This window comes from Streptomyces sp. H39-S7, from assembly GCF_027158205.1.
GTDB lineage: Bacteria > Actinomycetota > Actinomycetes > Streptomycetales > Streptomycetaceae > Actinacidiphila.
The window spans coordinates 189,661-213,838 of sequence record NZ_JAPVLU010000010.1 but is presented as its reverse complement, the minus strand read 5'-3'; the positions used below and the strand labels follow the sequence as shown (position 1 = coordinate 213,838).

Here is a 24,178-nt window from a genome sequence, read left to right as displayed (position 1 = left end):
CTAACGTCAGGGCCACAGAGGACCTACGACGAGGAGCTCATCATGATCGTGGTAACCGGGGCTACCGGCAATATCGGCCGGCCGTTGACGCAGGCACTGGCCGAGGCGGGGCAGCAGGTGACGGCGGTGTCGCGGAACGCGGCGGCCGTGCCCGACGGCGTCCGCCACATGGTGGCCGACCTGGCCGAGCCGGCCGGCCTCAAGCCCGCACTGGCCGGGGCGAAGGCGCTGTTCCTGCTGCTGTCCGGCGACCTGCACGCCATTGGAGCCAATCCTGCCGACATCATCAGCGAGGCTGCGGCCGCCGGGGTCCGCCGGGTCGTCCTGCTCTCCACGCTGGGCGTGGTGACCAGGCCTTCCGGCCGCACGCGGATCGCGATGCGCGCACTGGAGGACGTGCTGCGGGAGTCCGGCCTGGAGTGGACCATCCTGCGGCCGGGCGGCTTCGCCTCCAATGCCCTGTGGTGGGCGGAGTCCGTGCGCACCCAACAGGTCGTCGCCGCGCCCTTCGGCGACGTCGGGGTGCCGATCATCGACCCGGCGGACATCGCCGAGGTCGCGGCGGCCTGCCTGCTGGAAGACCGGCACACCGGCAGCGTGTACGAACTGACCGGACCGGAGGTGATCACTCCGCGCGGTCAGGCGGCGGCCCTCGCCGCCGCGCTGGGCTCGCCGGTGAGGTTCCACGAACTCACCCGCGACGAGGCCGCCGCCGCGATGACCCGGAGCATGCCGGCAGAGCTCGCGAACGACACCCTGGACATCCTGGGCTCCCCGAACCCGGCCGAGCTGCGCATCAGCCCGGACGTCCAGCAGGTCCTCGGCCGCGCCCCGCGCCCCTTCGCCGACTGGGCCGCCCGCAATGTCGCCGCCTTCCGCTGAGACCGACCACCTGTGACAACACCACGGTCACACACCTGTCCGCCCGTACCCGGTCCGCGTTCGCGGACCCGGTACGGGCGTTCCGGCGTTCCGCGCCGGGGAGTTCAGGAGCGGTCGTGCTCCAGGGCCTGGTGCGTGACCCGCAGCGCATGGTCGGACTTCTCGTAGGTGCGCTGCGCCACGCAGACGAAGAGGCAGTCGACGACGACCAGTTGGCTGATCCGGCTGGCCATCGCGCCGGGCCGGAAGGTGGTCTCGCGGCCCGCCGAGGCCAGCACGAAGTCGGCGAGGCGGGCGGCGGTCGACTGCGGGTGGTTGGTGATGACGACGGTGGTCGCGCCCTGGTCGGCGGCCCGGCGCAGCGGCTCCAGGACGTCGCGGCTCTCGCCGGAGTGCGACACGGCGAGGAAGACGTCACCGGGCCCGAGCAGCACCGCGCTCGTCAGGGCGGACTGGGAGTCGCCGTGGGCGTGGCAGGGCCGCCCTATGCGCTGCAGTTTCTGGTGCAGGTCCTGGGCGACCAGCCCGGACGCGCCGACGCCGGCGATGTGCAGCTGGCCGTCTCCGCAGACCGCGAGCACGGCGCCCAGCAGCTGTCCGGGATCGAGCTGGGTCTCGGTCTCCAGGACCGCCTGGGACTCGGTGTGCACCAGCTTCGCCATCACCTCCGCGGGTGAGTCCTGCCGGGTGATCCCCGAGGTCAGGGTCGAGCGGGGGGCCTGCCGGGCGGCCGAGGCGGCCAGCGCCAGCCGGAGTTCGGGGTAGCCCGAGAAGCCCAGCGCCCTGGCGGTCCTGACGATCGAGGAGTCGCTGGTGCCCGCCAGCGCGCTCAGTTCCGAGATGGTGCTGCGGGCGACCTGGGCGGGGTCCTCGACGATCAGCCGGGCTATGCGTGCGGAGGCGGGCGTGAGGGAGGGCAGCAGCCCGCGTACCGTCGCGGCGAGCCCGTCACCTGGCCCGGTCGGGGACGGCGGGAAGTGCGGGGAATCCCGCTCCCGCTCCCGTTCCAGATCCGGGCCGCCGGAGGGGTCTGTGCCGTTCGTGCCGTCCGTCTTCACCTGAGAAGAATGCACCGGGGGCGGCCCTTTTCGGGAGCTTCTTCCGTGCCCTGAGGGACTTCTGAGGCCATTGCGGCGGTTTGCCGCCCACGAGCCGCCCACCTCGTCCGTGCGGGTGACAATGACGGGGTGACCGCCACCGGCCTGCCGCTCGACGCACTGCGACCCCGGCTGCCCTCACCGCTGGTCGCGATCGAGGACGACCGGCTCGCGCGGCACGGCGTCCGGCTGCTGCTGAAGCGGGACGACCTGATCCATCCGGACCTGCCGGGCAACAAGTGGCGCAAGCTGCGGCTCAACCTCCAGGCCGCCGCCGACGCCGGTCACGACACCCTGCTGACCTTCGGCGGCGCCTACTCCAACCATCTGCGCGCGACCGCCGCCGCCGGCCGTCTGCTGGGCTTCTCGACCGTCGGCGTCGTACGCGGCGACGAGCTCGCCACGCGCCCGCTGAACGCCTCGCTGGTCCGCGCCGCGGCCGATGGCATGCGGCTGGCCTTCATCGACCGGACCACGTACCGCCGCAAGGCGGAGCCGGACGTCGTCGAGGAGCTGCGGGAGCGCTTCGGCCGCTGCTACGTGGTGCCGGAGGGCGGCAGCAACGCCCTGGCGGCCCGCGGCTGCGCCGACCTGGGCGGGGAACTGCGCGGCGCGGCGGACGTCGTCGCGGTCGCCTGCGGCACCGGCGGCACGCTCGCCGGGCTGGCCGCGGGACTGGCGGAGGGGAGCCAGCGCGCGATCGGCTTCCCGGTGCTCAGGGGCGGCTTCCTCGAAGGCGCCGTGCGGCGGCTGCAGGAGGACGCGTTCGGCGGCCGGACGGGCGACTGGCGGCTCGACGACCGCTTCCACCACGGCGGCTACGCCCGCACCACCCCCGAGCTCGACGCCTTCGCCGAGGACTTCGCCGTCCGGCACGGCCTGGTCCCGGACCGCGTCTACGTGGCGAAGATGCTGCACGGCCTGTTCACCCTGGCGGACGAGGGCGCCTTTGCCCCCGGCACCCGCCTCGCGGCCGTCGTGACCGGATGAGACGCCGGCCCTGACGGGTGCCGGCCGTCGCCGAATTCGAGGTGATCTGCGCCACTCCCCCGCCGCCGGCGACGACGTAACCTTGGCTCATGATCAGAGCCGCCACCCCCGCCGACGTCCCGGCGATCCACGCCATGATCCGCGAACTCGCGGAGTACGAAAAGGCGCTGGAGGAGGCCCGCGCGACGCCGGAGCAATTGCACGACGCCCTTTTCGGCGAGCACCCGGCGGTCTTCGCGCTGATCGCGGAAGCGGAATCCGCGGAGGATTCCAGGACGAACTCCGGGGACCGCACGGTGGGATTCGCCCTGTGGTTCCGGAACTTCTCCACCTGGACGGGTACGCACGGGGTCTACCTGGAGGACCTGTACGTACGGCCCGAGGCGCGCGGCGGCGGCCACGGCAAGGCACTGCTGGCCGAACTGGCCTCGATCTGCGTCACCCGCGGCTACGAGCGCTTCGAATGGGCAGTACTGGACTGGAACGATCCCGCGATCGGCTTCTACCGCTCCATCGGCGCCTTCGGACAGGACGGCTGGACCGTGCAACGACTGACCGGCGAACCGCTGCACACCCTCGCCGACCTGGCACTCCACCCGAGCGTGGGCAACGATGCGACATCTCTTTCGAATTGAGACCGCATACCCCTAGCCACGGAGTGTACTCATACGCTTACCATGGGTGACAGTCGTGGGGTGCCGGGTCAGGGCTCACTCATGGCGGCGGCAGTGCTCCGTCCGGGCGACATCGGGGCACAGATCGCGATAGCGTCGCTGGCGAACCAGAGCAATCACTGTGTGCCACCTTGGAGGTGAGGGTGTCCCAGATCGCAGGCGAGCCCGGGACGAAGGACTTCGTTGAGGTCCGGCTGCCCGCGGCGGGGGCCTATCTGTCGGTACTGCGTACGGCTACGGCCGGTCTCGCAGCACGGCTGGACTTCACCCTCGACGAGATCGAAGACCTGCGCATCGCCGTGGACGAGGCGTGCGCCATCCTGCTGCAGCAGGCCGTTCCCGGCAGCGTACTGAGTTGCGTCTTCCGACTCGTCGGGGACGCTCTGTGGGTGAGAGTTTCGGCGCCCACGACCGATGGTCGTGCTCCGGAGCGGGACACCTTCGCCTGGACGGTGCTCTCCGCACTGGCCGGCGAGGTGGATGCCACGGTCGCGGAGGACAAGACCGTCAGCATCAGCCTGCACAAGAAGCGCGGTGCCGGCCCCGGACAGTCGTGAGGTCCCCAGATGCAGGCAGCCCGCAGGCGCGGACCCGAAGCAGGTCAGCGTGTCCCGGTCCCCCGAAGGGCCGGTAACGGTACAACCGTGCACGGAACGGGGAAACGCCATGAGTGCTGATCTATCCCGGGAGGCAGCTCCCGGACCCCCGGCGGACAGCGGCATGCCCGCGGTGCGGGGCCGTCCCGCCGTGCCGGCCCAGGCGTCGCCCGCCGGGGCGGCCGGGCGGTACTCGGCGCGGCAGCACCCCGGGTCCCGTACGGATGCAATGGACGCGGCGGAGCAGGCGGATCCCATGGACCAGCAAGAGCAGCACGACCCGCATGACCGGGCCGGCGCCCGAGCGCTCTTCGTGGAGCTGAGCAAGCTCCCGGACGGCTCACCGGAACGCGCCGAGCTGCGCAACCGGCTGGTGCGTATGCACCTGCCCCTGGTGGAGCACCTGGCGCGGCGTTTCCGCAACCGCGGGGAACCGCTGGACGACCTCACCCAGGTCGCCACCATCGGTCTGATCAAGTCCGTCGACCGTTTCGACGTGGACCGCGGCGTGGAGTTCTCCACGTACGCGACTCCCACGGTCGTCGGTGAGATCAAACGCCACTTCAGGGACAAGGGCTGGGCCGTCCGCGTCCCCCGCAGGCTCCAGGAGCTGCGGCTGGCCCTCACCACCGCCACCGGAGAGCTCTCCCAGCGCTTCGGCCGGGCACCGACCGTGCACGAGCTGGCGGTACAGCTCAAGATCACGGAGGAGGAGGTGCTGGAGGGCCTCGAATCCGCGAACGCCTACAGCACCCTCTCGCTCGACGTCCCGGACACCGACGACGACTCCCCCGCCGTCGCGGACACCCTCGGGGCCATGGACGAGGCCCTCGAAGGCGTCGAGTACCGGGAATCGCTCAAACCGCTCCTGGAGTCGCTGCCGCCCCGGGAGAAGAAGATCCTCATGCTGCGGTTCTTCGGCAACATGACCCAGTCGCAGATCGCCATCGAGGTCGGCATCTCCCAGATGCACGTCTCCCGGCTCCTGGCCCGCACCCTCATGCAGCTCCGCGAGAAGCTCCTCGTCGAGGAGTAACCGGGGAGCAGCCCGTGACGACGACGGCCGGACAGATCCCAGGATCTGTCCGGCCGTCGTGGTTCGAGTCCTGGTTCAGGCCTCGCCGCGTTCGCCGATGCCGAGGGCGGCGGTCGTCGCGGGGTGGACCAGGAGGACCAGCCCGGCCAGGGCGATGAGGGCCAGGGCCACGCCGGCCGCCACGAACGCCGCCGCGGCGTGCAGCAGCGTCCAGGCCACCGGCAGCGCCAGCAGCTGGATGATCAGCGCGGGGCCCCGGCTCCAGCGCCGGGCGTGCAGCAGCCCGTACGCCGCCGCCAGCGGGATCGCGCCGAGGGCGAGGACGGTGACCGCACCCACCACGGCGTTGCGGACGTTGTCGGAGTGCCCGGTCAGCGCCAGCACCAGCAGGACGAGCCCGCAGCCGGCCAGGGCGAGGCCTTCCAGGGCCGCGAGGCCCGCGGCGGCGGTCAGCCGGCGCGGTCGGGGTGACGGGGTCGAGGGGATCTGGCTCACACCGGCCAGCGTAGCCCGGTGTACTTATGGGTAGGTACGCTTCCCCTCATGCGCGCACTTCTCGTGGTCAACCCTGCTGCCACCACCACCAGTGCGCGGGTACGTGACGTTCTGGCCCACGCCCTCGCCAGCGATCTGAAGCTGGACGTGGCGGCCACGGAGTACCGCGGCCACGCCCGGGACCTCGCCCGTCAGGCAGCGGAGGGCGGCGAGATCGAACTGGTCGTCGCACTCGGCGGTGACGGCACGGTCAACGAGGTGGTCAACGGACTGCTGCACAACGGTCCGGATCCGGACCGGCTGCCGCAGCTGGCCGTGGTGCCCGGCGGATCGACCAATGTGTTCGCGCGCGCCCTGGGACTGCCCAACGACGCCGTCGAGGCGACCGGGGCACTGCTGGACGCCCTGCACGACCGGTCGTCGCGCACGGTCGGCCTGGGCCTGGTGAGCGGCACGCCCGGCACGGAGGACGAGGGAGTCCCGTCGCGCTGGTTCACCTTCTGCGCCGGGCTGGGCTTCGACGCCGGCGTGGTCGGCCGGGTCGAACAGCAACGCGACATGGGCAAGCGCTCGACGCACGCGCTCTACATGCGCCAGGTGATGCGCCAGTTCCTGGCGGAGACGCACCGGGGCGTCGGTTCGATCACGCTGGAGCGGCCGGACGAGGACCCCGTCCGAGGGCTGGTGCTGTCGATAGTCTGCAACACCGCTCCGTGGACCTACCTGGGCAATCGTCCGGTGTACGCCTCCCCCGACGCCTCCTTCGACACCGGTCTCGATGTGCTGGGGGTGTCCAAGATGTCGACATCGTCAGCGATGCGCTACGCCACGCAACTGCTCCGTTCGACCCCCGATCGAGGCCCGCACGGCAAGCATGTGGCCTCCTTGCACGACCTGACCGACTTCACCTTGCATTCGCAGGCGCCGCTCCCCTTCCAGGTGGACGGTGACCACCTGGGGCTGCGTACCAGCGCAACCTTCACAGGCGTACGCCGTGCACTGCGTGTGATTGTGTAAGCGGAAGAGCCCAAAGTCCTTTTACTCGAACGTTTAGGCTGCCCTGCACCCCATGGAAGTACGGCTGTGATGCAGGCGACACCGAGGAATCAAAAAAAACTTTCCTGAAAGGGTTGTATCCGCAGCCCAGGTTTGCGAGTCTCTACATGGCGATCGGGACGGCCAACAACCGGAGTCCCTTGAGAGCCCGAATCCACCACCTCACATCAGCGAGACTGCACCAGGAAACTGGGCGTAGTTCCGTGCCCTGTGAGGGGATTCGTGAAAGCGTTCACATTCACAAGCAACGTGCTTGTCACAAAGGAGTTGGAGCAGCCATGGACTGGCGTCATCGCGCCGTTTGCCGCGAGGAAGACCCGGAACTCTTCTTCCCCATCGGCAACACCGGTCCTGCGCTGCTGCAGATCGAGGAAGCCAAGGCCGTCTGCCGCCGCTGCCCCGTCATGGAGCAGTGCCTGCAGTGGGCGCTGGAGAGCGGCCAGGACGCAGGCGTCTGGGGCGGCCTCAGCGAGGACGAGCGTCGCGCAATGAAGCGCCGCGCCGCCCGCAACAGGGCCCGCAACGCCAGCGTCTGACGCCCGCGCCTTACCCCCGAGCCGCAGCGCGCAGCACCCGAATTCGTACGCGCAGCACACAGCATCCAGTAAGCCCCGACCGCCTGGCGGTCGGGGCTTACTGCTGTTCGCCCCCGACGACCGCACCCCAAACGCTAGGCCTCGGCGGGAAGTTCCAGGACGACCCTGGTGCCGCCCTCCGGCGCCGGGACCATGTCGAACGTGCCGGACAGTTCGCCCACCACCAGGGTGCGGACGATCTGCAGCCCGAGATTTCCGGCCCGCTGCGGGTCGAAGCCCTCCGGCAGCCCGCGGCCGTTGTCCTGCACGGTGATGATCAGCTTTTCGCGGCCGACCGTCGCCCCCACCTCGACCGTGCCGCTCTCCCCCGGGCCGAAGCCGTGCTCCAGCGCGTTCTGCAGGAGTTCGGTGAGGACCATCGCCAGCGGGGTGGCGACCTCGGCGGTCAGGATGCCGAACCGGCCGGTGCGGCGGGCGGTGACCCGACCGGGTGAGATCTCGGCGACCATCGCGAGAACCCGGTCGGCGATGTCGTCGAACTCGACGCGTTCGTCCAGGTTCTGGGAGAGCGTCTCGTGCACGATCGCGATCGAGCCGACCCGGCGGACCGCTTCCTCCAGCGCCTCGCGCGCCTTGTCGGAATCCATCCGGCGGGCCTGCAGCCGCAGCAGCGCGGCGACGGTCTGCAGATTGTTCTTCACCCGGTGGTGGATCTCCCGGATGGTGGCGTCCTTGGTCATCAACTCGCGCTCGCGGCGCCGCAGCTCGGTGACGTCGCGCAGCAGGACCAGCGAGCCGATGTGGGTGCCCTTGGGCCGCAGCGGGATGGTGCGCAGCTGGATGACGCCGTCGCCGCCCTCGACCTCGGCCTCACGGGGCGCCCAGCCGCTGGCGAGTTTGACCATCGCCTCGTCCACCGGGCCGCGGGCGGGGGCGAGTTCGGTGGTGGCCTTGCCGAGGTGCAGGCCGACCAGGTCGGCGGCGAGGCCCAGGCGGTGGTACGCGGAGAGCGCGTTGGGGCTGGCGTACTGCACGACGCCGTCCGCGTCGAGCCGGATCAGGCCGTCGCCGGCGCGCGGCGCCGCGTCCATGTCGACCTGCTCGGCGGGGAACGGGAACGATCCCGCGGCGATCATCTGCGCCAGGTCGGAGGCGCTCTGCAGATAGGTCAGCTCGAGCCGGCTGGGGGTGCGGACGGTCAGCAGGTTGGTGTTGCGGGCGATGACGCCCAGCACCCGGCCCTCGCGGCGGACCGGGATCGACTCGACCCGGACCGGGACCTCGTCACGCCATTCGGGGTCGCCCTCGCGGACGATCCGGCCCTCGTCGAGGGCCGCGTCCAGCATGGGGCGGCGGCCGCGCGGGACCAGGTGGCCGACCATGTCGTCCTGGTACGAGGTCGGCCCGGTGTTCGGCCGCATCTGGGCGACCGAGACGTAGCGTGTGCCGTCCAGGGTCGGCACCCACAGGACGAGGTCGGCGAAGGACAGGTCGGAGAGCAGCTGCCACTCCGAGACCAGCAGGTGGAGCCATTCGAGATCGGAGTCGTCCAGGCCGGTGTGCTGGCGTACGAGGTCGTTCATGGAGGGCACGTCTGCGAGCGTACAGGCCAATTCGCGCCATCCGTGCCCGGCCTTTTTTCCACCGATGCCAGCGATGGCATGGACAAGGGAGAATGGTCTAGTCCAGAATGGACCGAACAGACCTCCATCCTCCCCGCACAGGAGGGTGGATCGAGGCCAGGCGTTCTCTGCCCTGACTACGCCGCGGCCTCACCGGTCGGCTCCTGATGGGCCACGGGGAACCGCACACCCCGTCGGCCACGGCGTCGACATCAGCTCCGGGCTGCGGTGCTGGAAGGGCTGAGGGTCCCTTCCCGGCGCCGCGGCCCGTGGCGTTTTCCGGCACCGTTCCGGCCGCCCCCACCGCATACGCAGACCCCCACCGCATGCGGAAGGCCCCGTCGCAGCACGCGACGGGGCCTCTCACGTTCGGTCCGACCCGTGGGGGTCAGTGCGTCTCCGTCACCTTGGCGAGCGCGCGCGGGGCGTCCGGGTCCTGGCCGCGGGCGATGGTGACCTCGTAGGCCAGCATCTGCAGCGGCAGGATCTCCAGGATCGGCTGGACCTCCTCGGCGACGCCCTTCGTCGGCAGGGCGAAGCCCGCGGAGGCGGCGTCCACCTGCGCCTGCGGGCCGATGACCACCAGGTCCGCGCCCCGGCCGCGCAGCCGGTCCAGGACCGGCTGGAGGGCCTCCCCGCCCTTGCCCTCGGTGACGATGGCGATCACCGGCGAGATGTTGTCGACCATGGCCAGCGGGCCGTGCAGCAGGTCCGCACCCGAGTACGCCAGGGCCGGGATGTAGCTGGTCTCCATGAGCTTCAGCGCGGCCTCCCTCGCGGTCGGGTAGCCGTAGCCGCGAGAGGTGATGACCATGCGCTCCGCGAAGCGGTAGCGGCCGGCCAGCGCCTTGACCTCGGCGCCGCGCGCCAGGATCCCCTCGGCGAGGTCCGGCAGGACCGTGGCGGCCCCGCCGTCGCCGCCCCGCAGCCCCTCGACGAACAGGTAGAGGGCCAGCAGCTCGGCGGTGTACGTCTTGGTCGCCGGCAGCGCCTTCTCCGGACCCGCCAGCACGTCGATGTGGAACTCGGAGACCTCGGCGAGCGGGGAGTCCGGGTTGTTCGTCACCGCGACGGTGATCGCACCGGCCTCGCGGGCCGCCCGGGTGGAGGCCACCAGGTCGGGCGAGCCGCCGGACTGGCTGACGGTGATCACCAGGCAGTCCGTGAGGTCCGGCTTGGCGCCGTACGCGGTGGTGGTGGACATGGAGGTCAGCCCCGCGGGCTTGCCGAGCAGCACCTCGATCAGGTACTTCGCGTACAGCGCCGCGTTGTCGGACGTGCCGCGGGCGGTGAGCAGCACGAAGCGCGGGTCGCGCGCCGCGACCTTCGCGGCGACCGCGCGGATCCGGGGCGCCCCCCGCTCCAGGATGCGTCGCAGCACGGCGGGCTGCTCGGCCATCTCGCCGGACATGATCCGGCCCGGCATCAGGATCTGCCGGGCCGGCGTCGGGGCGGACATGCGGTGGGCCTCCAGGCTGTTGCGTGTCGTCCGCGCCGGTCAGACCCCGGCTTCCTTGCCGGCGATGACCTCCGCGGCTGCTTGCCCGCACACACGGGCCGCGCCGTGGGTCGCGATGTGCAGCGCGCCGGACGGCGGCGCCTGGGGCACTCCCATCTCCACCACGACCGTGTCCGGCCGGGCGGCGAGCAGGGCGTCCAGCGCGTCGGCCATCCACGGGTGGCGGTGGACGTCACGAACCACTGCGACGATCCTACGGTCGGACGCGGACTGCAGCACTTTCGCGCGCAGGCCCTCCACTCCGCCGTCCTCGATGTCCGCCACGCGGAAGGTGCCCGTCACGGTGCCGGGCAGCAGCCGCTCCAGTTCCGCCGCCACGCCCCAGGGCGTCTCGGTACCGACGGCGATGTTCGCGACCGGGGTGAAGGCGGCCACGTACGGCGCGGTCGCGACCGGCACGTACTCCTCCGTCCGGGTCACCCGGACGGCCCGGCGGGCCGCGATGAGGCCGACCTCGGGGTCGGGTGCGGTCCCCTCCGCCGCACCCGACCGCTCGGCCGTCCATGCCGCGAGCGAGCGCACCCGGGCGGCGGCGTCGGCGAGCCGCTCCTCGGGCAGATCGCCGTCGCGCACCGCACGCACGATGGCGTCGCGCAGCCGCAGCACGGTCTCCTCGTCGGCGAGACCTCCGCCGACACAGATGGCGTCGGCGCCGGCCAGCAGCGCCATGACGGTGCCGCGCTCGATGCCGTACGTCGCCGCGATGGCCTGCATCTCGATGCCGTCGGTGACGATGACGCCGTCGTAGCCCAGGCCGCCGTCCGCGACGGGCGCGCGCAGCAGCCCGTTGAGCGCGCTGGGGCTGAGCGTGGCCGGCCGGTCCGGGTCGAGGGCCGGCACCAGGATGTGGGCGCTCATCACGGCCTTGGTCCCGGCGGCGACGGCGGCCCGGAAGGGCACCAGTTCACGGTCCTGAAGGGTCTGCAGGCCGACCTCGATGTTGGGCATCGAGTGGTGCGAGTCGACGGCCGTGTCACCGTGGCCGGGGAAGTGCTTGGTGCAGGCCGCCACCCCGGCGGACTGCAGACCGGTGATGTACGCGGCGGTGTTGCGCGCGACCAGGTGCGGGTCGGAGCCGAAGGACCGTACGCCGATCACCGGGTTGCCGGGGTCGGAGTTGACGTCGGCGACCGGCGCCCAGTTGAAGTTGACCCCGCAGGTGCCGAGCCGGCGGCCGAGCTCCGCCGCCACCTCCTGCGTCAGGTCCGCGTCGTCGACCGCGCCGAGCGCGAGGTTGCCGGGGAAGGACGACCCGGTGCGCGCTTCGAGGCGGGTGACGTCGCCGCCCTCCTCGTCGACGGCGACCAGCACGTCCTCCCGTACCGCGCGCAACTGCGCGGTGAGTGCGGACAGCTGCTCGGGAGACTCGATGTTCCGGGCGAAGAGCGCCACGGAGCCGAGCCCCTCGGCGAGCCGGAGCAGCAGCCACTCGGGCGCGGTGGTCCCGATGAACCCCGGCTGCAGGACGGCGAGCGCGTCCCGCGTCAGAGTGTCGGGGGCGGAGTCGGTAGAAATGACGGTCATCCCTTCACCGCCCCGGCGGTCAGACCGGAAGCGACCTTGCGCTGGACCATGACGAAGAAGATCACCACGGGCAGGGCCACCAGGATGGAGCCCGCCATCAGCGCGCCGAAGTCGGTGCCGCGCTGACCGGTGAAGTTCAGCAGCCAAATGCTGAGTGTGTACTTGTCGTTGTCCTGAAGCAGGACGTAGGCGAAAAGATATTCGTTCCACGCCGTCATGAGGGCGTAGATCGAGGCGGCGACCAGCCCGGGGGCCAGCAGCGGGAAGACCACCCGGCGGAAGGCCGCCATCTGGCTGCAGCCGTCGACCATGGCCGACTCCTCCAGCTCCTTGGGGATGTTGACGATGAATCCGCGCAGCATCCACACCGAGAAGGGCAGCGTCGTCGCCGCGTACACGATGATGACGCCCCAGTACTCGTTCAGCCCGCCCATGTCGTTGAGCTGGATGTAGATCGGGATCAGCATCGACGTGCCGGGGATCATCTGGATCAGCAGCAGCGTGATCATCAGTCCGCGGCGGCCCCAGAAGTGGAAGCGGCCCAGCGCGTAGGCGGCGAGCAGTCCGACGCCGATGGCGATCAGGACGGCGAACACCGAGATGATGACGCTGCTCTTCACGTTGTCCCAGAAGTTGGGCATGTCCATCGCCCGGTCGAACTGGTCGAACGTGATCGAGCTCGGCCAGAGCTTCTGGTGGTAGCTGAGGATCTCGGTGCTGGGCCGCAGCGCGGTGATGACCATCCAGTAGACCGGGAAGCCCATGACCACGAAGACGAGCAGGCCGAGGACGTTCCAGCCGGCCCGGTTCTTCTTCTTGCTCTTGTAGGTGACCTTGACGGCGGTAGTCACTCGACCTCTCCGATCTTCATCAGCTGGCGCAGGTAGTAGACGGAGACACCGGACAGCATCACCACGGTGATGATGGAGATCGCGGCACCCCTGCTGAAGGAGTTGCTGGTGAACGCCTGGGTGAAGGAGTAGAGGCCGAGCAGCTGGTAGTCCGGCTCCGGGTGGTTGTTGCGCATCAGCAGCACCTGGCCGAGCACCCCGAAGTCCCAGATGATCGACAGCGTGGTGGTCATGACGAAGACCGGCTTGATCACCGGGAAGGTGACGAACCGGAAGATGCCGAAGCCGCTGGCGCCGTCGATCCTTGCCGCCTCCTCCAGCTCCTTGGGCACCTGGGTGAGCGCCGAGTGCAGGCTGATGGCGATGAAGGGGATGGCCGCCCAGACCACCAGGGCGGCGATGATCGCCAGGCCGGACGTGGGGTTGAGGAACCAGTTGTGCCCGGCGTAGTCGACTCCGGGGAGCTTGCTGAGCAGCTCGTTGACCAGCCCGTAGTCCGAGTCGAACATGAACTTGAAGACCGAGGTGGAGACCAGCAGCGGCATCGCCCAGACGGCGACCATCGCACTCGTGATCATCACTCGGAGCCAGGGCGACACCCGCTGCAGCAGCATGGCTATGAGCAGCCCGAACAGCATGGTGAAGAAGACGCAGACGATGACGAAGACGGCCGTGCGGATGAACACGTGCCAGAACTCGGAGTCCCCGAGGATCTCCGTGTACTGGTCGAAGCCGACCCAGGGGGGCGTCGTTCCGCCCCAGAGGTTGTTGCGGCGCATGTCCTGGAAGGACAGCACCACGGTGTCGATCAGCGGCCAGCCGAGCACACCCGCCATGACCAGCAGGGCCGGGGCGATCAGCAGGTACGGCAGGGTTCTGTTCTGCCGGGTGGCCGGCCGGCGGCGGCCGCCCCGCCCTCGCGCGGGCAGGTCCTGAGCCGATGGCGGGCTCTTCGCGAGACCCCGCTCCAGCGGCTCGGTGGCATGCGTGTCGGCGGCACTCATCTCGCTGACCTTTCTTCGTCGTCCAGGCCGGGTGCGGAGGCGGACGGCCCACGACTGTGGACCGTCCGCCCCTCAGGCCGTTCTCCCCGCCCGCGGGCGGGGCCTGGGATCAGGAGGCGTTGTTGATCAGCGAGTTGATCTTGTCGTCGGCCGCCTTGGTGGCGTCCGCGATGGACTTGCCCTTGATGATGTCGAGCAGCATGTTCTTCAGGATGTTCTGCTTCTCGATGGTGGCCCAGCCCGGAGCGATCGGGGTGAACCAGGCGTCGGGCACCGCGTTGGCGATCGGCGCGGTGGCCGGGTCGGTCTTCAGCGGCTCGAGCTGCTTGGTGTTGTTCGGGAGGATCTTCTTGCTCGCCAGCACGGCTTCGGACTTCTCGCTCGTGAAGGCGGCGATCCACTCCTTGGCGAGGTCCTGGGCCTTGGACTTGCCGACGACGGCGAGGTCCGAGCCACCGATGAAGGACGGCAGCGCCTTGCCGTTCGGGCCGGGCATGCCGGCCGTCTTGATGACGTCCTTCAGCTTCGGGTTGCCGGGCGCCTTGGTGTCGACGACGCTGCCGGACTCCCAGCCGTTGCCGTAGATCAGCGCGGTCTTCTCCTGCGCCATGACCGCGGCGTGGTCGGCCTCGTCCTTCGTCTTGTCACCGTGGTTGTACTTGGTGACCAGCTCGATGAAGTGCTTCAGGCCTTCCTGGGCCTCCGGGGAGGACAGGGTGCCGGTCCACTTGCCGCCGTCGTACTTGGCGATCTGGCCGCCGTACGCCTTGACGTAGGACATGGCCGCGTACCAGTACTCGCCCGGCAGGTAGAGCGGCGAGTACGCCTTGTCCCCGCCCTTCGCGGCCTGGATCTTGTCCAGGGCGGCGGTCAGGTCGGCCTCGGTCTTCGGCAGGTCGGCCGAACCGGTGGCGCTCTTGAAGATGGCGGTGTTGTAGATCGCCACGCGGGCACCGGCGTAGTAGGGCACGCAGTAGAGCTTGCCCTGGTACGAGCAGGTGTCCTCAAGGCCCTTGATCCACGTGGCGGAGTTCTCGAACTTGGTCTTGTCGACCTCGGCGAGGGCACCGTTGAGGATGTAGGTCATGGTCTCGGTGTTGCCGAGCTCGACGACGTCCGGAGCGCTGGAGCCGGAGAGCGCGGCGTCCAGCTTCTGGACCTTGTCACTCCACTGCTGGTACTGCACCTTCACGGTGACGTTCGGGTACTTCGCCTTGAACTCGTCATTGACGCTCTTGACCAGCTCCGGCCAGGTGCTCTGAGCGTCGCTCATGAGCCAGACGGTCACCGTGTCCTTGCGGTCCGCCGGCTTCGCGGCCGCGTCGTCCTTCTTGTCGCTGCCACAGGCCGCGACGCCAGCGATCATGGTCGCGACACCGATTGCCGCGATGAGCTTACGCTTCATGCCACCCTCCTCAGGATGCCCGAAACCACCCCCCACGGCCCGAAATCCGGCTGCCGCGAGACACGACAAATGCCGCGTCCTGCTTGTGGGTCTGGGATTGGTCTTTAATGGTTTAGACCAGTGAGCGCAGCTTGGCCTAGACCTTTAGGGGTGTCAAGGGTGTATAAGAAGCGCTGTTAGGTCTGTTATCGGACCGACACCTGAGGGGGACGTCACCTGCCATCGCCTCCCTCCACCACAGCAGCCCGTGCCACCATGTGAGCCGCGATAGACGGAGGAGCCGGTGACGGCAGCACGACAGCAGTCGGGAGTAGACGTCATGGACAGCGACGGGGGCGGCGGCACGCCGGCATCGGACGTGCCGGAGACGGCGGGCGCCGCCGGGCGCACCGCGCGTGTGCCCAAGTACTACCGCCTCAAGCGACATCTGCTGGACATCACCCAGACGATGCCGCCCGGCACACCGGTCCCGCCCGAGCGCACGCTCGCGGCGGAGTTCGACACCTCCCGCACCACCGTGCGGCAGGCCCTGCAGGAACTGGTGGTCGAAGGGCGGCTCGAACGCATTCAGGGCAAGGGCACCTTCGTCGCCAAGCCGAAGGTCTCCCAGGCACTGCAGCTCACCTCGTACACCGAGGACATGCGCGCCCAGGGCCTGGAGCCCACGTCGCAACTCCTGGACATCGGCTACATCACCGCGGACGACCGGCTCGCCGGCCTCCTCGACATGAAGGCCGGCGGCCGGGTGCTGCGCATCGAGCGGCTGCGGCTCGCCAACAGCGAGCCGATGGCAATCGAGATCACCCACCTGTCGGCGAAGCGCTTCCCCGCGCTGCGCCGCAGTCTCGCCAAGTACACCTCGCTGTACACGGCGCTGGCGGAGGTCTACGACGTGCGGCTGGCGGAGGCCGAGGAGACCATCGAGACCTCGCTGGCCACCCCCCGCGAGGCGGGGCTGCTCGGCACGGACGTCGGCCTGCCGATGCTGATGCTGTCCCGGCACTCCATCGACACCACGGGCGAACCGGTCGAATGGGTGCGTTCCGTCTACCGCGGCGACCGGTACAAGTTCGTCGCCAGGCTGAGCCGCCCCACCGACTGAACGCGGGCCCGACCCGGGCCGGCTCCCGGCCGATAACCGCACCGATCCACCCGATTCCCCCCTCGTCGGGGATCGAGTCCGTACCGATATGCGGACCGCTAGTGACGTGTGGCGGAGTGCTGCCCTAGATTTCCTGCGCATTACGCAGGAGATTCGCTCTAGGGGACGGAGCCGAGAAGATGTCAGCACCACCGGAAACACCGCCTACGCCCAACCGCACACCGGTCGTCACACCTTCGCGTGTGGTGGCCGGTGTATGCCTGGTCATCCCGTTGATCGCGATGCTGTGGGTCAGCTCCTACGCGCGCCTGACGCCGGAGTTCATCGGCATCCCGTTCTTCTACTGGTACCAGATGGCCTGGGTCTTCATCTCGGCCGGACTGACCACGATCGCCTACCTCCTGGTCCGCCGTGAGGAACGCGCACGCAAGGGGGCCTCGTCATGAGTGGTGGCGTCAACGGTGTGGCGCTCGGCGTCTTCATCTTCTTCTTCGTGGCGGTCACCGCCATGGGATTCCTGGCGGCGCGCTGGCGGCGCGCGGAGAACTCGCTGAGCCTCGACGAATGGGGGCTGGGCGGCCGGAGTTTCGGCACCTGGATCACCTGGTTCCTGCTCGGCGGCGACCTCTACACCGCGTACACCTTCGTCGCCGTCCCGGCGGCGATCTACGCGGCGGGCGCGGCCGGCTTCTTCGCGGTGCCGTACACGATCATCACGTACCCGCTGGTCTTCCTCTTCCTGCCGCGGCTCTGGTCGATCTCGCACAAGCACGGCTACATCACGTCCTCGGACTTCATCCGCGGCCGTTTCGGCTCCAAGGGCCTGTCGCTGGCGATGGCCGTCACCGGCATCCTCGCCACGATGCCGTACATCGCGCTGCAGCTCGTCGGGATCCAGGCGGTCCTGGACGTGATGGGCGTGGGCGGCGGTGAGAACGCCAGCTGGTTCATGAAGGACCTCCCGCTGCTGATCGCGTTCGGGGTGCTCGCGGCGTACACGTACTCCTCGGGGCTGCGCGCGCCCGCGATGATCGCGTTCGTCAAGGACGCGCTGATCTACATCGTCATCGCGGTGGCGATCATCTACATCCCGTACAAGCTGGGCGGCTTCGACGACGTCTTCGACAAGGCGGGCAAGGCGTACGCCACCGTCAACCCGGCGACCGGCAAGCCCCGCGGCTCGCTGGTCTCCGGGCCGCAGGCGCAGTGGGCGTACGCGACGCTGGCGCTCGGCTCGGCCATGGCGCTGTTCCTGTATCCGCACTCGGTGACCGCGGTGCTGTCCGGCAAGAGCCGCAACGTCATCCGCCGCAACACCACCATCCTGCCGCTGTACTCCCTGATGCTGGGCCTGCTCGCCATGCTCGGCTTCATGGCGCTGGCGGCCGGCGTCGGCGTCGGGGTGAAGGGGTACAACCCGCAGACGGCGATCCCGCAGCTGTTCGAGAACATGTTCCCCGACTGGTTCGCGGGAGTGGCGTTCGCCGCCATCGGCATCGGCGCACTGGTGCCCGCGGCCATCATGTCGATCGCCGCGGCCAACCTGTTCACCCGCAACATCTACAAGGACTTCATCAAGCCCGACGCGACGCCCGCGCAGGAGACCAAGGTCTCCAAGCTGGTGTCGCTGCTGGTGAAGGTGGGCGCGCTGATATTCGTCCTCACCATGGACAAGACGGTCGCGATCAACTTCCAGCTGCTGGGCGGCATCTGGATCCTGCAGACCGTCCCCGCCATCGTCGGTGGCCTGTTCACCCGGTGGTTCCACCGCTGGGCGCTGCTGGCGGGCTGGGCCGCGGGCATGGCCTACGGCACGTGGAAGGCGTACGAGCAGCACACCCCGGCGCAGAACCACTTCGCCGGCAACGCCGACCTCATCCCGTACATCGGTGAGAAGGGGTACATCGGGCTCACCGCCTTCGTGATCAACATCGTCATCTCGGTCGTCCTGACCTTCGTCCTCAAGGCGCTCAAGGCGCCCGAGGGCGTCGACGAGACGTCCCCGTCCGACTACACGGCGGACTCCGGCGAGCCGGGCGTCAAGGAGGAACTGCCTCTGGCGACCGCCTGAGGCCCGCTTCCCGGGGACCCGGTGTCACGCGCTCGGCGCGGGCACCGGGTCCCTGAACGTCCGGCGGTAGGACTGCGGCGTGGTGCCCACCCACTGGACGAAGTGGTGGCGCAGGGTCGCCGCGCTGCCGAAGCCCGCGCGGGCGGCGATCGCGTCCATCGTCTCGTCCGTCCCCTCCAGCAACTCGCGCGCCAGCAGCACGCGCTGCCCCAGCAGCCAGCGGTACGGGGTGGTGCCCGTCTCCTGCTGGAAGCGGCGCGCGAAGGTGCGCGGCGACATGTGGGCGCGGGTCGCCAGCTCCTCGACGGTGACCTCGCGGTCCAGATGGCGCTCCATCCAGGTCAGCACGGCGCCCACGGTGTCGCACTGGCCGCGCGGCAGCGGCCGGTCCACGTACTGCGCCTGGCCGCCCTCCCGGTGCGGCGGCACCACCATGCGCCGCGCGATGCCGTTGGCGACCGCGCTGCCCTGCTCCTTGCGGACCAGGTGCAGGCAGGCGTCGATGCCCGCCGCCGTGCCGGCCGACGTGATCACCGGGTCGTCGTCCACGTACAGCACGTCCGCCTCGACCCGCGCGAGCGGGAAACGGCGCTCCAGCGCCTCCGTGTGCCGCCAGTGCGTGGTGCAGCTCCGCCCGTCCAGCAGCCCGGCCGCGCCCAGCACGAACGCTCCCGAGCACACGCTGAGCACCCGGCCGCCGCGCTCCACCGCGCCGCGCAGCGCGCGCAGCAGCTCCGGCGGGTACTCCGCCCGATCGGGGAAGTCGCACCCGGCCGGGACGGCGATGAGGTCCGCCTCCTCCAGCCGGTCGACGCCGTAGGGCGCCGTGACGTCCATGCCGTTCTGCAGCCGGACGGGGGAGGCGCCGATCCCGACGACGGCGAAGTCGTAGACGGGCAGCCCCTGCTCGCTGCGGTCGATGCCGAAGACCTCGCAGACGACGCCCAGTTCGAAGGTGTGTCCGCCCTCCATCAGAACCACTGCCACGTTTTCCAGCATGGCCCCAGCATCTCACCCGGCGGTTCCCCTGGGCAGTCTCGGTTGGCAGTAATTTGCGGTAGCGCGTCAGTCCTGCCACTCCCGGTCCGGGGCGGCCCCCGCGAAAATAGATGCATGAACACATTCCTCGGCTTCCTGGCCGCCACCGCCCTGATCCTCCTGGTCGCTCTGCCGTCCCTGATCGCCTTCCGGGCCGAGCTGCGCATCTCCCGTCAGATCCGCGCCGCCCGGGCCGCCGAGCGGCGTCTCGAGGAGCAGTCGGCGACCGCCCGCACTGGGGGCACCCCCGCCCGGAGGGTGGGGGAGGAACTCACCCGCGGCTCCTTCAGCCCGATCGTCTGAACCCCCACGCGCCGCTCCCCACGGGCCGACACGGGCAACCACGGGCCATGCGGCAGACTGCGGGGATGGACATCGTCATCCGCCCCGCGCGAGCGGACGAGCTCGAAGAGGCGGGCCGCATCACCGCCGAGGCCTTCATCGCCGACGGCCACACCTCGCCCGACGGCACCTACGCCCCCAAGCTGCGGGACGCCCGCGCCCGCGCCTCGGCAGCGGAGGTGCTCGTCGCGGTCGACGCGGCGGACGACACGCTCCTCGGCTGTGTGACGTTCGCCCCTCCCGGCAGCCCATGGGGCGACATAGCCCGGGACGGCGAGGCGGAGTTCCGGATGCTCGGCGTCGACCCCGCCGCGCGCGGCCGCGGCGCCGGCGAGGCCCTCGTCCTGGCCTGCGTGGAGCGGGCCCGCGCCCTGGGCGTCCGGCAACTGGTGATGTCCACCCAGCAGTCGATGAGCGGCGCCCACCGCATCTACGAACGGCTCGGGTTCCGGCGCACCCCGGAGCGCGACTGGTCGCCCGTTCCGAACGTCGACCTGTTCACGTACGCCCTGCCGCTGTAGCGCGGCAACGTGCCGGGCACGCCCTCCCCTTGCGACGCATACCGTCCACCGCGCAACACACCAGACACAACATCTGGGGGTAACGCTGCGAGGCGCCACTAGATGTATGCTCAGGACCGCTGTCCACGCAGGGGAAGCCGGTGAGAATCCGGCACTGCCCCGCAACGGTGAGCGGTCGTGCCTGCGCACGCCCGCACAGTCCGGCCACCTGCCGACGGCGCATCCGGTCCTGCCTTCCGGATGCAGTGTTGTCCGGGCCTCGCGGGTTGGGTCGGCGGACGCGACATGGCACACCCCTGCGCTGATGCGGTGTGCCCGAACGCGCCTGCTCCTCCCCTCGCGACGCCGTCGCCGCGTTCGAGGGAGAGAGCACCAACGTGACCATCGCGCCCGCAGCCCCCGCCTCAGCAGGAACCATCCTGCTGCACACCCTGACGGAACTGACCGTCGACCTCCCCGACACCGACCCCGGCCGGGTCGCCGCCGCGGCCCTGCGCGGCCGCAACGCCGGATCGGACGAGGCCGAACTGCGGGCGCTGGCCACGGAGGCCGCCGCCGGGCTCATCTCCGAGGACCCCCAGTACAGCCGGCTCGCGGCCAGGCTGCTGGCCCGCGCCGTCGCCGACGAGGCGGCGGGGCAGGGCGCGGTCTCCTTCTCCGCCTCCATCGCCGTCGGGCACCGCGAAGGCCTGATCGCCGACGCCACGGCCGAGTTCGTCCTGCTGCACGCCGCCCGCCTGGACGCGATGATCGACGACACGGCCGACGACCGCCTCGAGTACTTCGGCCTGCGCACCCTGCACAGCCGCTACCTGCTCCGGCACCCGATCACCCGCCAGGTCATCGAGACCCCGCAGCACTTCCTGCTGCGCGTCGCCTGCGGCCTGGCCGAGGACCACTCGGTGCGCGCCCTCGTCGAGGTCGGCGAGCTCTACGCGCTGACCAGCACGCTCTCCTACCTCCCCAGCTCCCCCACACTCTTCAACTCCGGCACCCGGCACCCGCAGATGTCCTCGTGCTACCTGCTGGACTCCCCGCTCGACGAGCTGGACTCGATCTACGACCGCTACCACCAGGTCGCCCGGCTGTCGAAGCACGCCGGCGGCATCGGCATCCCGTTCAGCCGGATCCGCTCCCGCGGCTCGCTGATCCGCGGCACCAACGGGCACTCCAACGGCATCGTCCCGTTCCTGCGCACCCTCGACGCGTCCGTCGCCGCCGTCAACCAGGGCGGCCGGCGCAAGGGCGCCGCCGCCGTCTACCTGGAGACGTGGCACGCCGACATCGAGGAGTTCCTGGAGCTGCGCGACAACACCGGCGAGGAGGCCAGGCGCACGCACAACCTCAACCTCGCGCACTGGATCCCCGACGAGTTCATGCGCCGGGTGGACGCCGACACGGACTGGTCGCTGTTCTCCCCCGCCGACGTGCCCGAGCTCGTCGACCTGTGGGGCGGCGACTTCGACGCGGCCTACCGCAAGGCCGAGGACGCCGGCCTGGCGATCAAGACCATCCCGGCCCGCCAGCTCTACGCCCGGATGATGCGCACCCTCGCGCAGACCGGCAACGGCTGGCTGAACTTCAAGGACTCCGCCAACCGCACCGCCAACCAGACGGCGCTGCCCGGCAACGTCGTCCACTCCTCGAACCTGTGCACCGAGATCCTGGAGGTCTCCGACGACGGCGAGACCGCCGTCTGCAACCTCGGCTCGGTCAACCTCTCGCAGCACCTCGGTACCGACGGTGAGATGGACTGGCAGAAGCTCGACGCGACGGTCCGCACCGCCGTCACCTTCCTCGACCGCGTGGTGGACATCAACTTCTACCCGACCGAGCAGGCCGGCTCGTCGAACTCCCGCTGGCGGCCGGTGGGCCTGGGCCTGATGGGCCTGCAGGACGTCTTCTTCAAGCTGCGGCTGCCGTTCGACTCCGCCGAGGCGCGGACGCTCTCCACCCGGATCTCCGAGCGGATCATGCTCGCCGCGTACGAGGCGTCCGCCACCCTCGCCGAGCGCCACGGCCCGCACCCCGCCTGGGAGCAGACCCGTACCGCCCAGGGCGTGCTGCACCCCGACCACTACGACACCGCCGACTCGCTCTGGCCGGAGCGCTGGGACGCGCTGCGCGCCCGGATCGCGAAGACCGGCATGCGCAACTCCCTGCTGCTGGCCATCGCGCCGACCGCGACGATCGCCTCGATCGCGGGCGTCTACGAGTGCATCGAGCCGCAGGTCTCCAACCTCTTCAAGCGCGAGACGCTGTCGGGTGAGTTCCTCCAGGTCAACTCCTACCTGGTGAACGAGCTCAAGGAACTCGGCGTCTGGGACGCCCAGTCCCGCGAGGCCCTGCGCGAGTCCAACGGCTCCGTCGAGGGCTTCAGCTGGATCCCGGCCGAGGTGCGGGCCCTGTACCGCACCGCCTGGGAGCTGCCGCAGCGCGCCCTGATCGACATGGCCGCGGCGCGCACCCCGTACCTGGACCAGAGCCAGTCGCTGAACCTCTTCATGGCCTCGCCGACCATCGGCAAGCTCAGCTCGATGTACGCGTACGCCTGGAAGCAGGGCCTGAAGACCACGTACTACCTGCGGTCCCGCCCCGCTACCCGGATCGCCCGCGCCGCCGCGGCGGCCCCGGCGGCACCGGTGGCCGCACCCATCCCCCTCCAGCAGACGACCGACGACGACGCCGTCGCCTGCTCCCTGGAAAACCCCGAGTCCTGCGAGGCCTGCCAGTAATGCCGACCACAACGAACCAAGAGAAGCACCTGCTGGACCCGGGCTTCGAGCTGACCCTGCGCCCCATGCGGTACCCGGAGTTCTACGAGCGCTACCACAACGCGATCAAGAACACCTGGTCCGTCGAGGAGGTCGACCTCCACTCCGACGTCGCGGACCTCGCCAAGCTCTCCCCCGGTGAGCAGCACATGATCGGGCGTCTCGTCGCGTTCTTCGCGACCGGCGACTCGATCGTCTCCAACAACCTCGTGCTCACGCTCTACAAGCACATCAACTCGCCCGAGGCCCGGCTCTACCTGTCCCGCCAGCTCTTCGAGGAGGCCGTGCACGTCCAGTTCTATCTGACGCTGCTCGACACGTACCTCCCCGACCCGGACGACCGGGCCGCCGCGTTCGACGCGGTCGAGAGCATCCCGTCGATCCGCGAGAAGGCGCAGTTCTGCTTCAAGTGGATGGACTCGGTCGAGAAGATCGACCGGCTGGAGTCGAGGGCCGACCGCCGCCGCTTCCTGCTCAACCTCATCTGCTTCGCGGCCTGCATCGAGGGGCTGTTCTTCTACGGCGCCTTCGCCTACGTCTACTGGTTCCGCTCGCGGGGCCTGCTGCACGGCCTGGCGACCGGCACCAACTGGGTCTTCCGGGACGAGACCGGCCACATGGACGCCGCGTTCGCGTTCGTCGACACCGTCCGCGAGGAGGAGCCGGACCTCTTCGACGCGGAACTCGACCAGCAGATCACCGACATGATCCGCGAGGCCGTCGAGGCGGAACTGCAGTTCGGCCGCGACCTGTGCGGTGACGGCCTGCCGGGCATGAACACCGAGTCGATGCGCGAGTACCTCCAGTGCGTCGCCGACCAGCGCCTCGCCCGGCTCGGCATCAAGCCGGTCTACGGCTCCGAGAACCCCTTCTCCTTCATGGAGCTCCAGGGCGTCCAGGAACTGACCAACTTCTTCGAACGCCGCGCCTCCGCCTACCAGGTGGCGGTCGAGGGCACGGTCGCCTTCGACGACGACTTCTAGACGGCGCGCCGGGCAACGCGTAAGGGCCCCGCTCCAGGAGCGGGGCCCTTACGCGTTGCT

The 24,178-nt window shown here is 70.0% G+C and carries 23 protein-coding genes and 1 riboswitch; of the genes, 14 read left to right on the top strand and 9 right to left on the bottom strand.

Annotated features, from left to right (window positions below; all coding sequences use genetic code 11):
* Positions 1-42: 42 nt before the first annotated feature.
* A complete protein-coding gene (locus O3X23_RS12420) occupies positions 43-882 on the top strand; it encodes an SDR family oxidoreductase (RefSeq protein ID WP_269271356.1) in 840 nt (279 codons plus the stop codon).
* Positions 883-986: 104 nt separating this feature from the next.
* Here the strand turns inward: O3X23_RS12420 and O3X23_RS12415 are convergent, their stop codons facing one another.
* Positions 987-1,940 (bottom strand): MurR/RpiR family transcriptional regulator, encoded by a 954-nt coding sequence (locus O3X23_RS12415; RefSeq protein ID WP_269271355.1) that lies wholly within the window; start codon positions 1,938-1,940, stop codon positions 987-989.
* A gap of 129 nt (positions 1,941-2,069) precedes the next feature.
* On the opposite strand from O3X23_RS12415, the gene O3X23_RS12410 reads away from it, so the two are divergent.
* The 4 genes from O3X23_RS12410 (at position 2,070) to O3X23_RS12395 (ending at position 5,275) form a co-directional block, all read left to right on the top strand.
* Entirely contained in the window at positions 2,070-2,969 is a 900-nt protein-coding gene (locus O3X23_RS12410; RefSeq protein ID WP_269271354.1) for a 1-aminocyclopropane-1-carboxylate deaminase/D-cysteine desulfhydrase, read from the top strand.
* Positions 2,970-3,058: 89 nt separating this feature from the next.
* Positions 3,059-3,604: a GNAT family N-acetyltransferase gene (locus O3X23_RS12405; RefSeq protein ID WP_269271353.1), complete on the top strand. Its 546-nt coding sequence runs from the start codon at positions 3,059-3,061 to the stop codon at positions 3,602-3,604.
* Positions 3,605-3,786: 182 nt separating this feature from the next.
* On the top strand, positions 3,787-4,200 hold the full coding sequence (locus tag O3X23_RS12400) for an anti-sigma regulatory factor (protein ID WP_138350908.1): 414 nt from the start codon (positions 3,787-3,789) through the stop codon (positions 4,198-4,200).
* Between the two features lie 163 nt (positions 4,201-4,363).
* Positions 4,364-5,275, top strand: coding sequence for an RNA polymerase sigma factor SigF (locus tag O3X23_RS12395; RefSeq protein WP_443047834.1), 912 nt, complete (start codon positions 4,364-4,366; stop codon positions 5,273-5,275).
* Positions 5,276-5,350: 75 nt separating this feature from the next.
* On the opposite strand, the gene O3X23_RS12390 is transcribed toward O3X23_RS12395, so the two are convergent.
* Positions 5,351-5,770 carry a hypothetical protein gene (locus O3X23_RS12390; RefSeq protein ID WP_269271351.1) on the bottom strand — a complete coding sequence of 140 codons (420 nt, stop codon included), beginning with the start codon at positions 5,768-5,770 and terminating at the stop codon, positions 5,351-5,353.
* Between the two features lie 48 nt (positions 5,771-5,818).
* On the opposite strand from O3X23_RS12390, the gene O3X23_RS12385 reads away from it, so the two are divergent.
* Both O3X23_RS12385 and O3X23_RS12380 read left to right on the top strand, forming a co-directional pair.
* The gene (locus tag O3X23_RS12385; RefSeq protein ID WP_269271350.1) at positions 5,819-6,787 is read left to right on the top strand and encodes a diacylglycerol/lipid kinase family protein; all 969 of its coding nucleotides are present in this window, start codon (positions 5,819-5,821) and stop codon (positions 6,785-6,787) included.
* Between the two features lie 317 nt (positions 6,788-7,104).
* Positions 7,105-7,362, top strand: coding sequence for a WhiB family transcriptional regulator (locus O3X23_RS12380; protein ID WP_138350912.1), 258 nt, complete (start codon positions 7,105-7,107; stop codon positions 7,360-7,362).
* 134 nt (positions 7,363-7,496) lie between these two features.
* Here the strand turns inward: O3X23_RS12380 and O3X23_RS12375 are convergent, their stop codons facing one another.
* The 6 genes from O3X23_RS12375 to O3X23_RS12350 all read right to left on the bottom strand — a co-directional run bounded on the left by O3X23_RS12375 (position 7,497) and on the right by O3X23_RS12350 (position 15,287).
* Entirely contained in the window at positions 7,497-8,945 is a 1,449-nt protein-coding gene (locus O3X23_RS12375) for a sensor histidine kinase (RefSeq protein WP_269271382.1), read from the bottom strand.
* A gap of 427 nt (positions 8,946-9,372) precedes the next feature.
* Positions 9,373-10,443 carry an SIS domain-containing protein gene (locus O3X23_RS12370; RefSeq protein WP_269271349.1) on the bottom strand — a complete coding sequence of 357 codons (1,071 nt, stop codon included), beginning with the start codon at positions 10,441-10,443 and terminating at the stop codon, positions 9,373-9,375.
* A gap of 39 nt (positions 10,444-10,482) precedes the next feature.
* Entirely contained in the window at positions 10,483-12,027 is a 1,545-nt protein-coding gene (locus O3X23_RS12365; protein WP_269271348.1) for a glycoside hydrolase family 3 protein, read from the bottom strand.
* A complete protein-coding gene (locus O3X23_RS12360) occupies positions 12,024-12,878 on the bottom strand; it encodes a carbohydrate ABC transporter permease (protein ID WP_269271347.1) in 855 nt (284 codons plus the stop codon). Before O3X23_RS12360 ends, O3X23_RS12365 begins: the two co-directional genes overlap by 4 nt.
* Entirely contained in the window at positions 12,875-13,882 is a 1,008-nt protein-coding gene (locus O3X23_RS12355; protein ID WP_269271346.1) for a carbohydrate ABC transporter permease, read from the bottom strand. Before O3X23_RS12355 ends, O3X23_RS12360 begins: the two co-directional genes overlap by 4 nt.
* A 109-nt stretch (positions 13,883-13,991) precedes the next feature.
* Positions 13,992-15,287: an extracellular solute-binding protein gene (locus O3X23_RS12350; protein WP_269271345.1), complete on the bottom strand. Its 1,296-nt coding sequence runs from the start codon at positions 15,285-15,287 to the stop codon at positions 13,992-13,994.
* A 319-nt stretch (positions 15,288-15,606) separates the two neighbouring features.
* Between O3X23_RS12350 and O3X23_RS12345 the strand changes: the two genes are divergently transcribed.
* The 3 genes from O3X23_RS12345 to mctP all read left to right on the top strand — a co-directional run bounded on the left by O3X23_RS12345 (position 15,607) and on the right by mctP (position 18,460).
* Positions 15,607-16,389, top strand: coding sequence for a GntR family transcriptional regulator (locus O3X23_RS12345; protein ID WP_269271381.1), 783 nt, complete (start codon positions 15,607-15,609; stop codon positions 16,387-16,389).
* A 179-nt stretch (positions 16,390-16,568) separates the two neighbouring features.
* The gene (locus O3X23_RS12340) at positions 16,569-16,835 is read left to right on the top strand and encodes a DUF3311 domain-containing protein (protein WP_269271344.1); all 267 of its coding nucleotides are present in this window, start codon (positions 16,569-16,571) and stop codon (positions 16,833-16,835) included.
* On the top strand, positions 16,832-18,460 hold the full coding sequence (mctP, locus tag O3X23_RS12335) for a monocarboxylate uptake permease MctP (RefSeq protein WP_269271343.1): 1,629 nt from the start codon (positions 16,832-16,834) through the stop codon (positions 18,458-18,460). The genes O3X23_RS12340 and mctP overlap by 4 nt, the downstream gene beginning before the upstream one ends.
* Before the next feature lie 24 nt (positions 18,461-18,484).
* Here mctP and O3X23_RS12330 read toward each other — a convergent pair whose 3' ends face one another.
* Positions 18,485-19,459, bottom strand: a complete 975-nt coding sequence (locus O3X23_RS12330; RefSeq protein WP_269271342.1) for a helix-turn-helix domain-containing protein — start codon at positions 19,457-19,459, stop codon at positions 18,485-18,487.
* Positions 19,460-19,573: 114 nt separating this feature from the next.
* On the opposite strand from O3X23_RS12330, the gene O3X23_RS12325 reads away from it, so the two are divergent.
* The 4 genes from O3X23_RS12325 to O3X23_RS12310 all read left to right on the top strand — a co-directional run bounded on the left by O3X23_RS12325 (position 19,574) and on the right by O3X23_RS12310 (position 24,118).
* The gene (locus O3X23_RS12325; RefSeq protein WP_269271341.1) at positions 19,574-19,801 is read left to right on the top strand and encodes a hypothetical protein; all 228 of its coding nucleotides are present in this window, start codon (positions 19,574-19,576) and stop codon (positions 19,799-19,801) included.
* A 65-nt stretch (positions 19,802-19,866) separates the two neighbouring features.
* A complete protein-coding gene (locus O3X23_RS12320) occupies positions 19,867-20,361 on the top strand; it encodes a GNAT family N-acetyltransferase (RefSeq protein WP_269271340.1) in 495 nt (164 codons plus the stop codon).
* Between the two features lie 131 nt (positions 20,362-20,492).
* Positions 20,493-20,570: riboswitch (cobalamin riboswitch) on the top strand.
* Between the two features lie 168 nt (positions 20,571-20,738).
* Positions 20,739-23,096: a ribonucleoside-diphosphate reductase subunit alpha gene (locus O3X23_RS12315; protein WP_269271380.1), complete on the top strand. Its 2,358-nt coding sequence runs from the start codon at positions 20,739-20,741 to the stop codon at positions 23,094-23,096.
* Positions 23,096-24,118, top strand: coding sequence for a ribonucleotide-diphosphate reductase subunit beta (locus O3X23_RS12310; RefSeq protein WP_269271339.1), 1,023 nt, complete (start codon positions 23,096-23,098; stop codon positions 24,116-24,118). The genes O3X23_RS12315 and O3X23_RS12310 overlap by 1 nt, the downstream gene beginning before the upstream one ends.
* Positions 24,119-24,178: the final 60 nt, after the last annotated feature.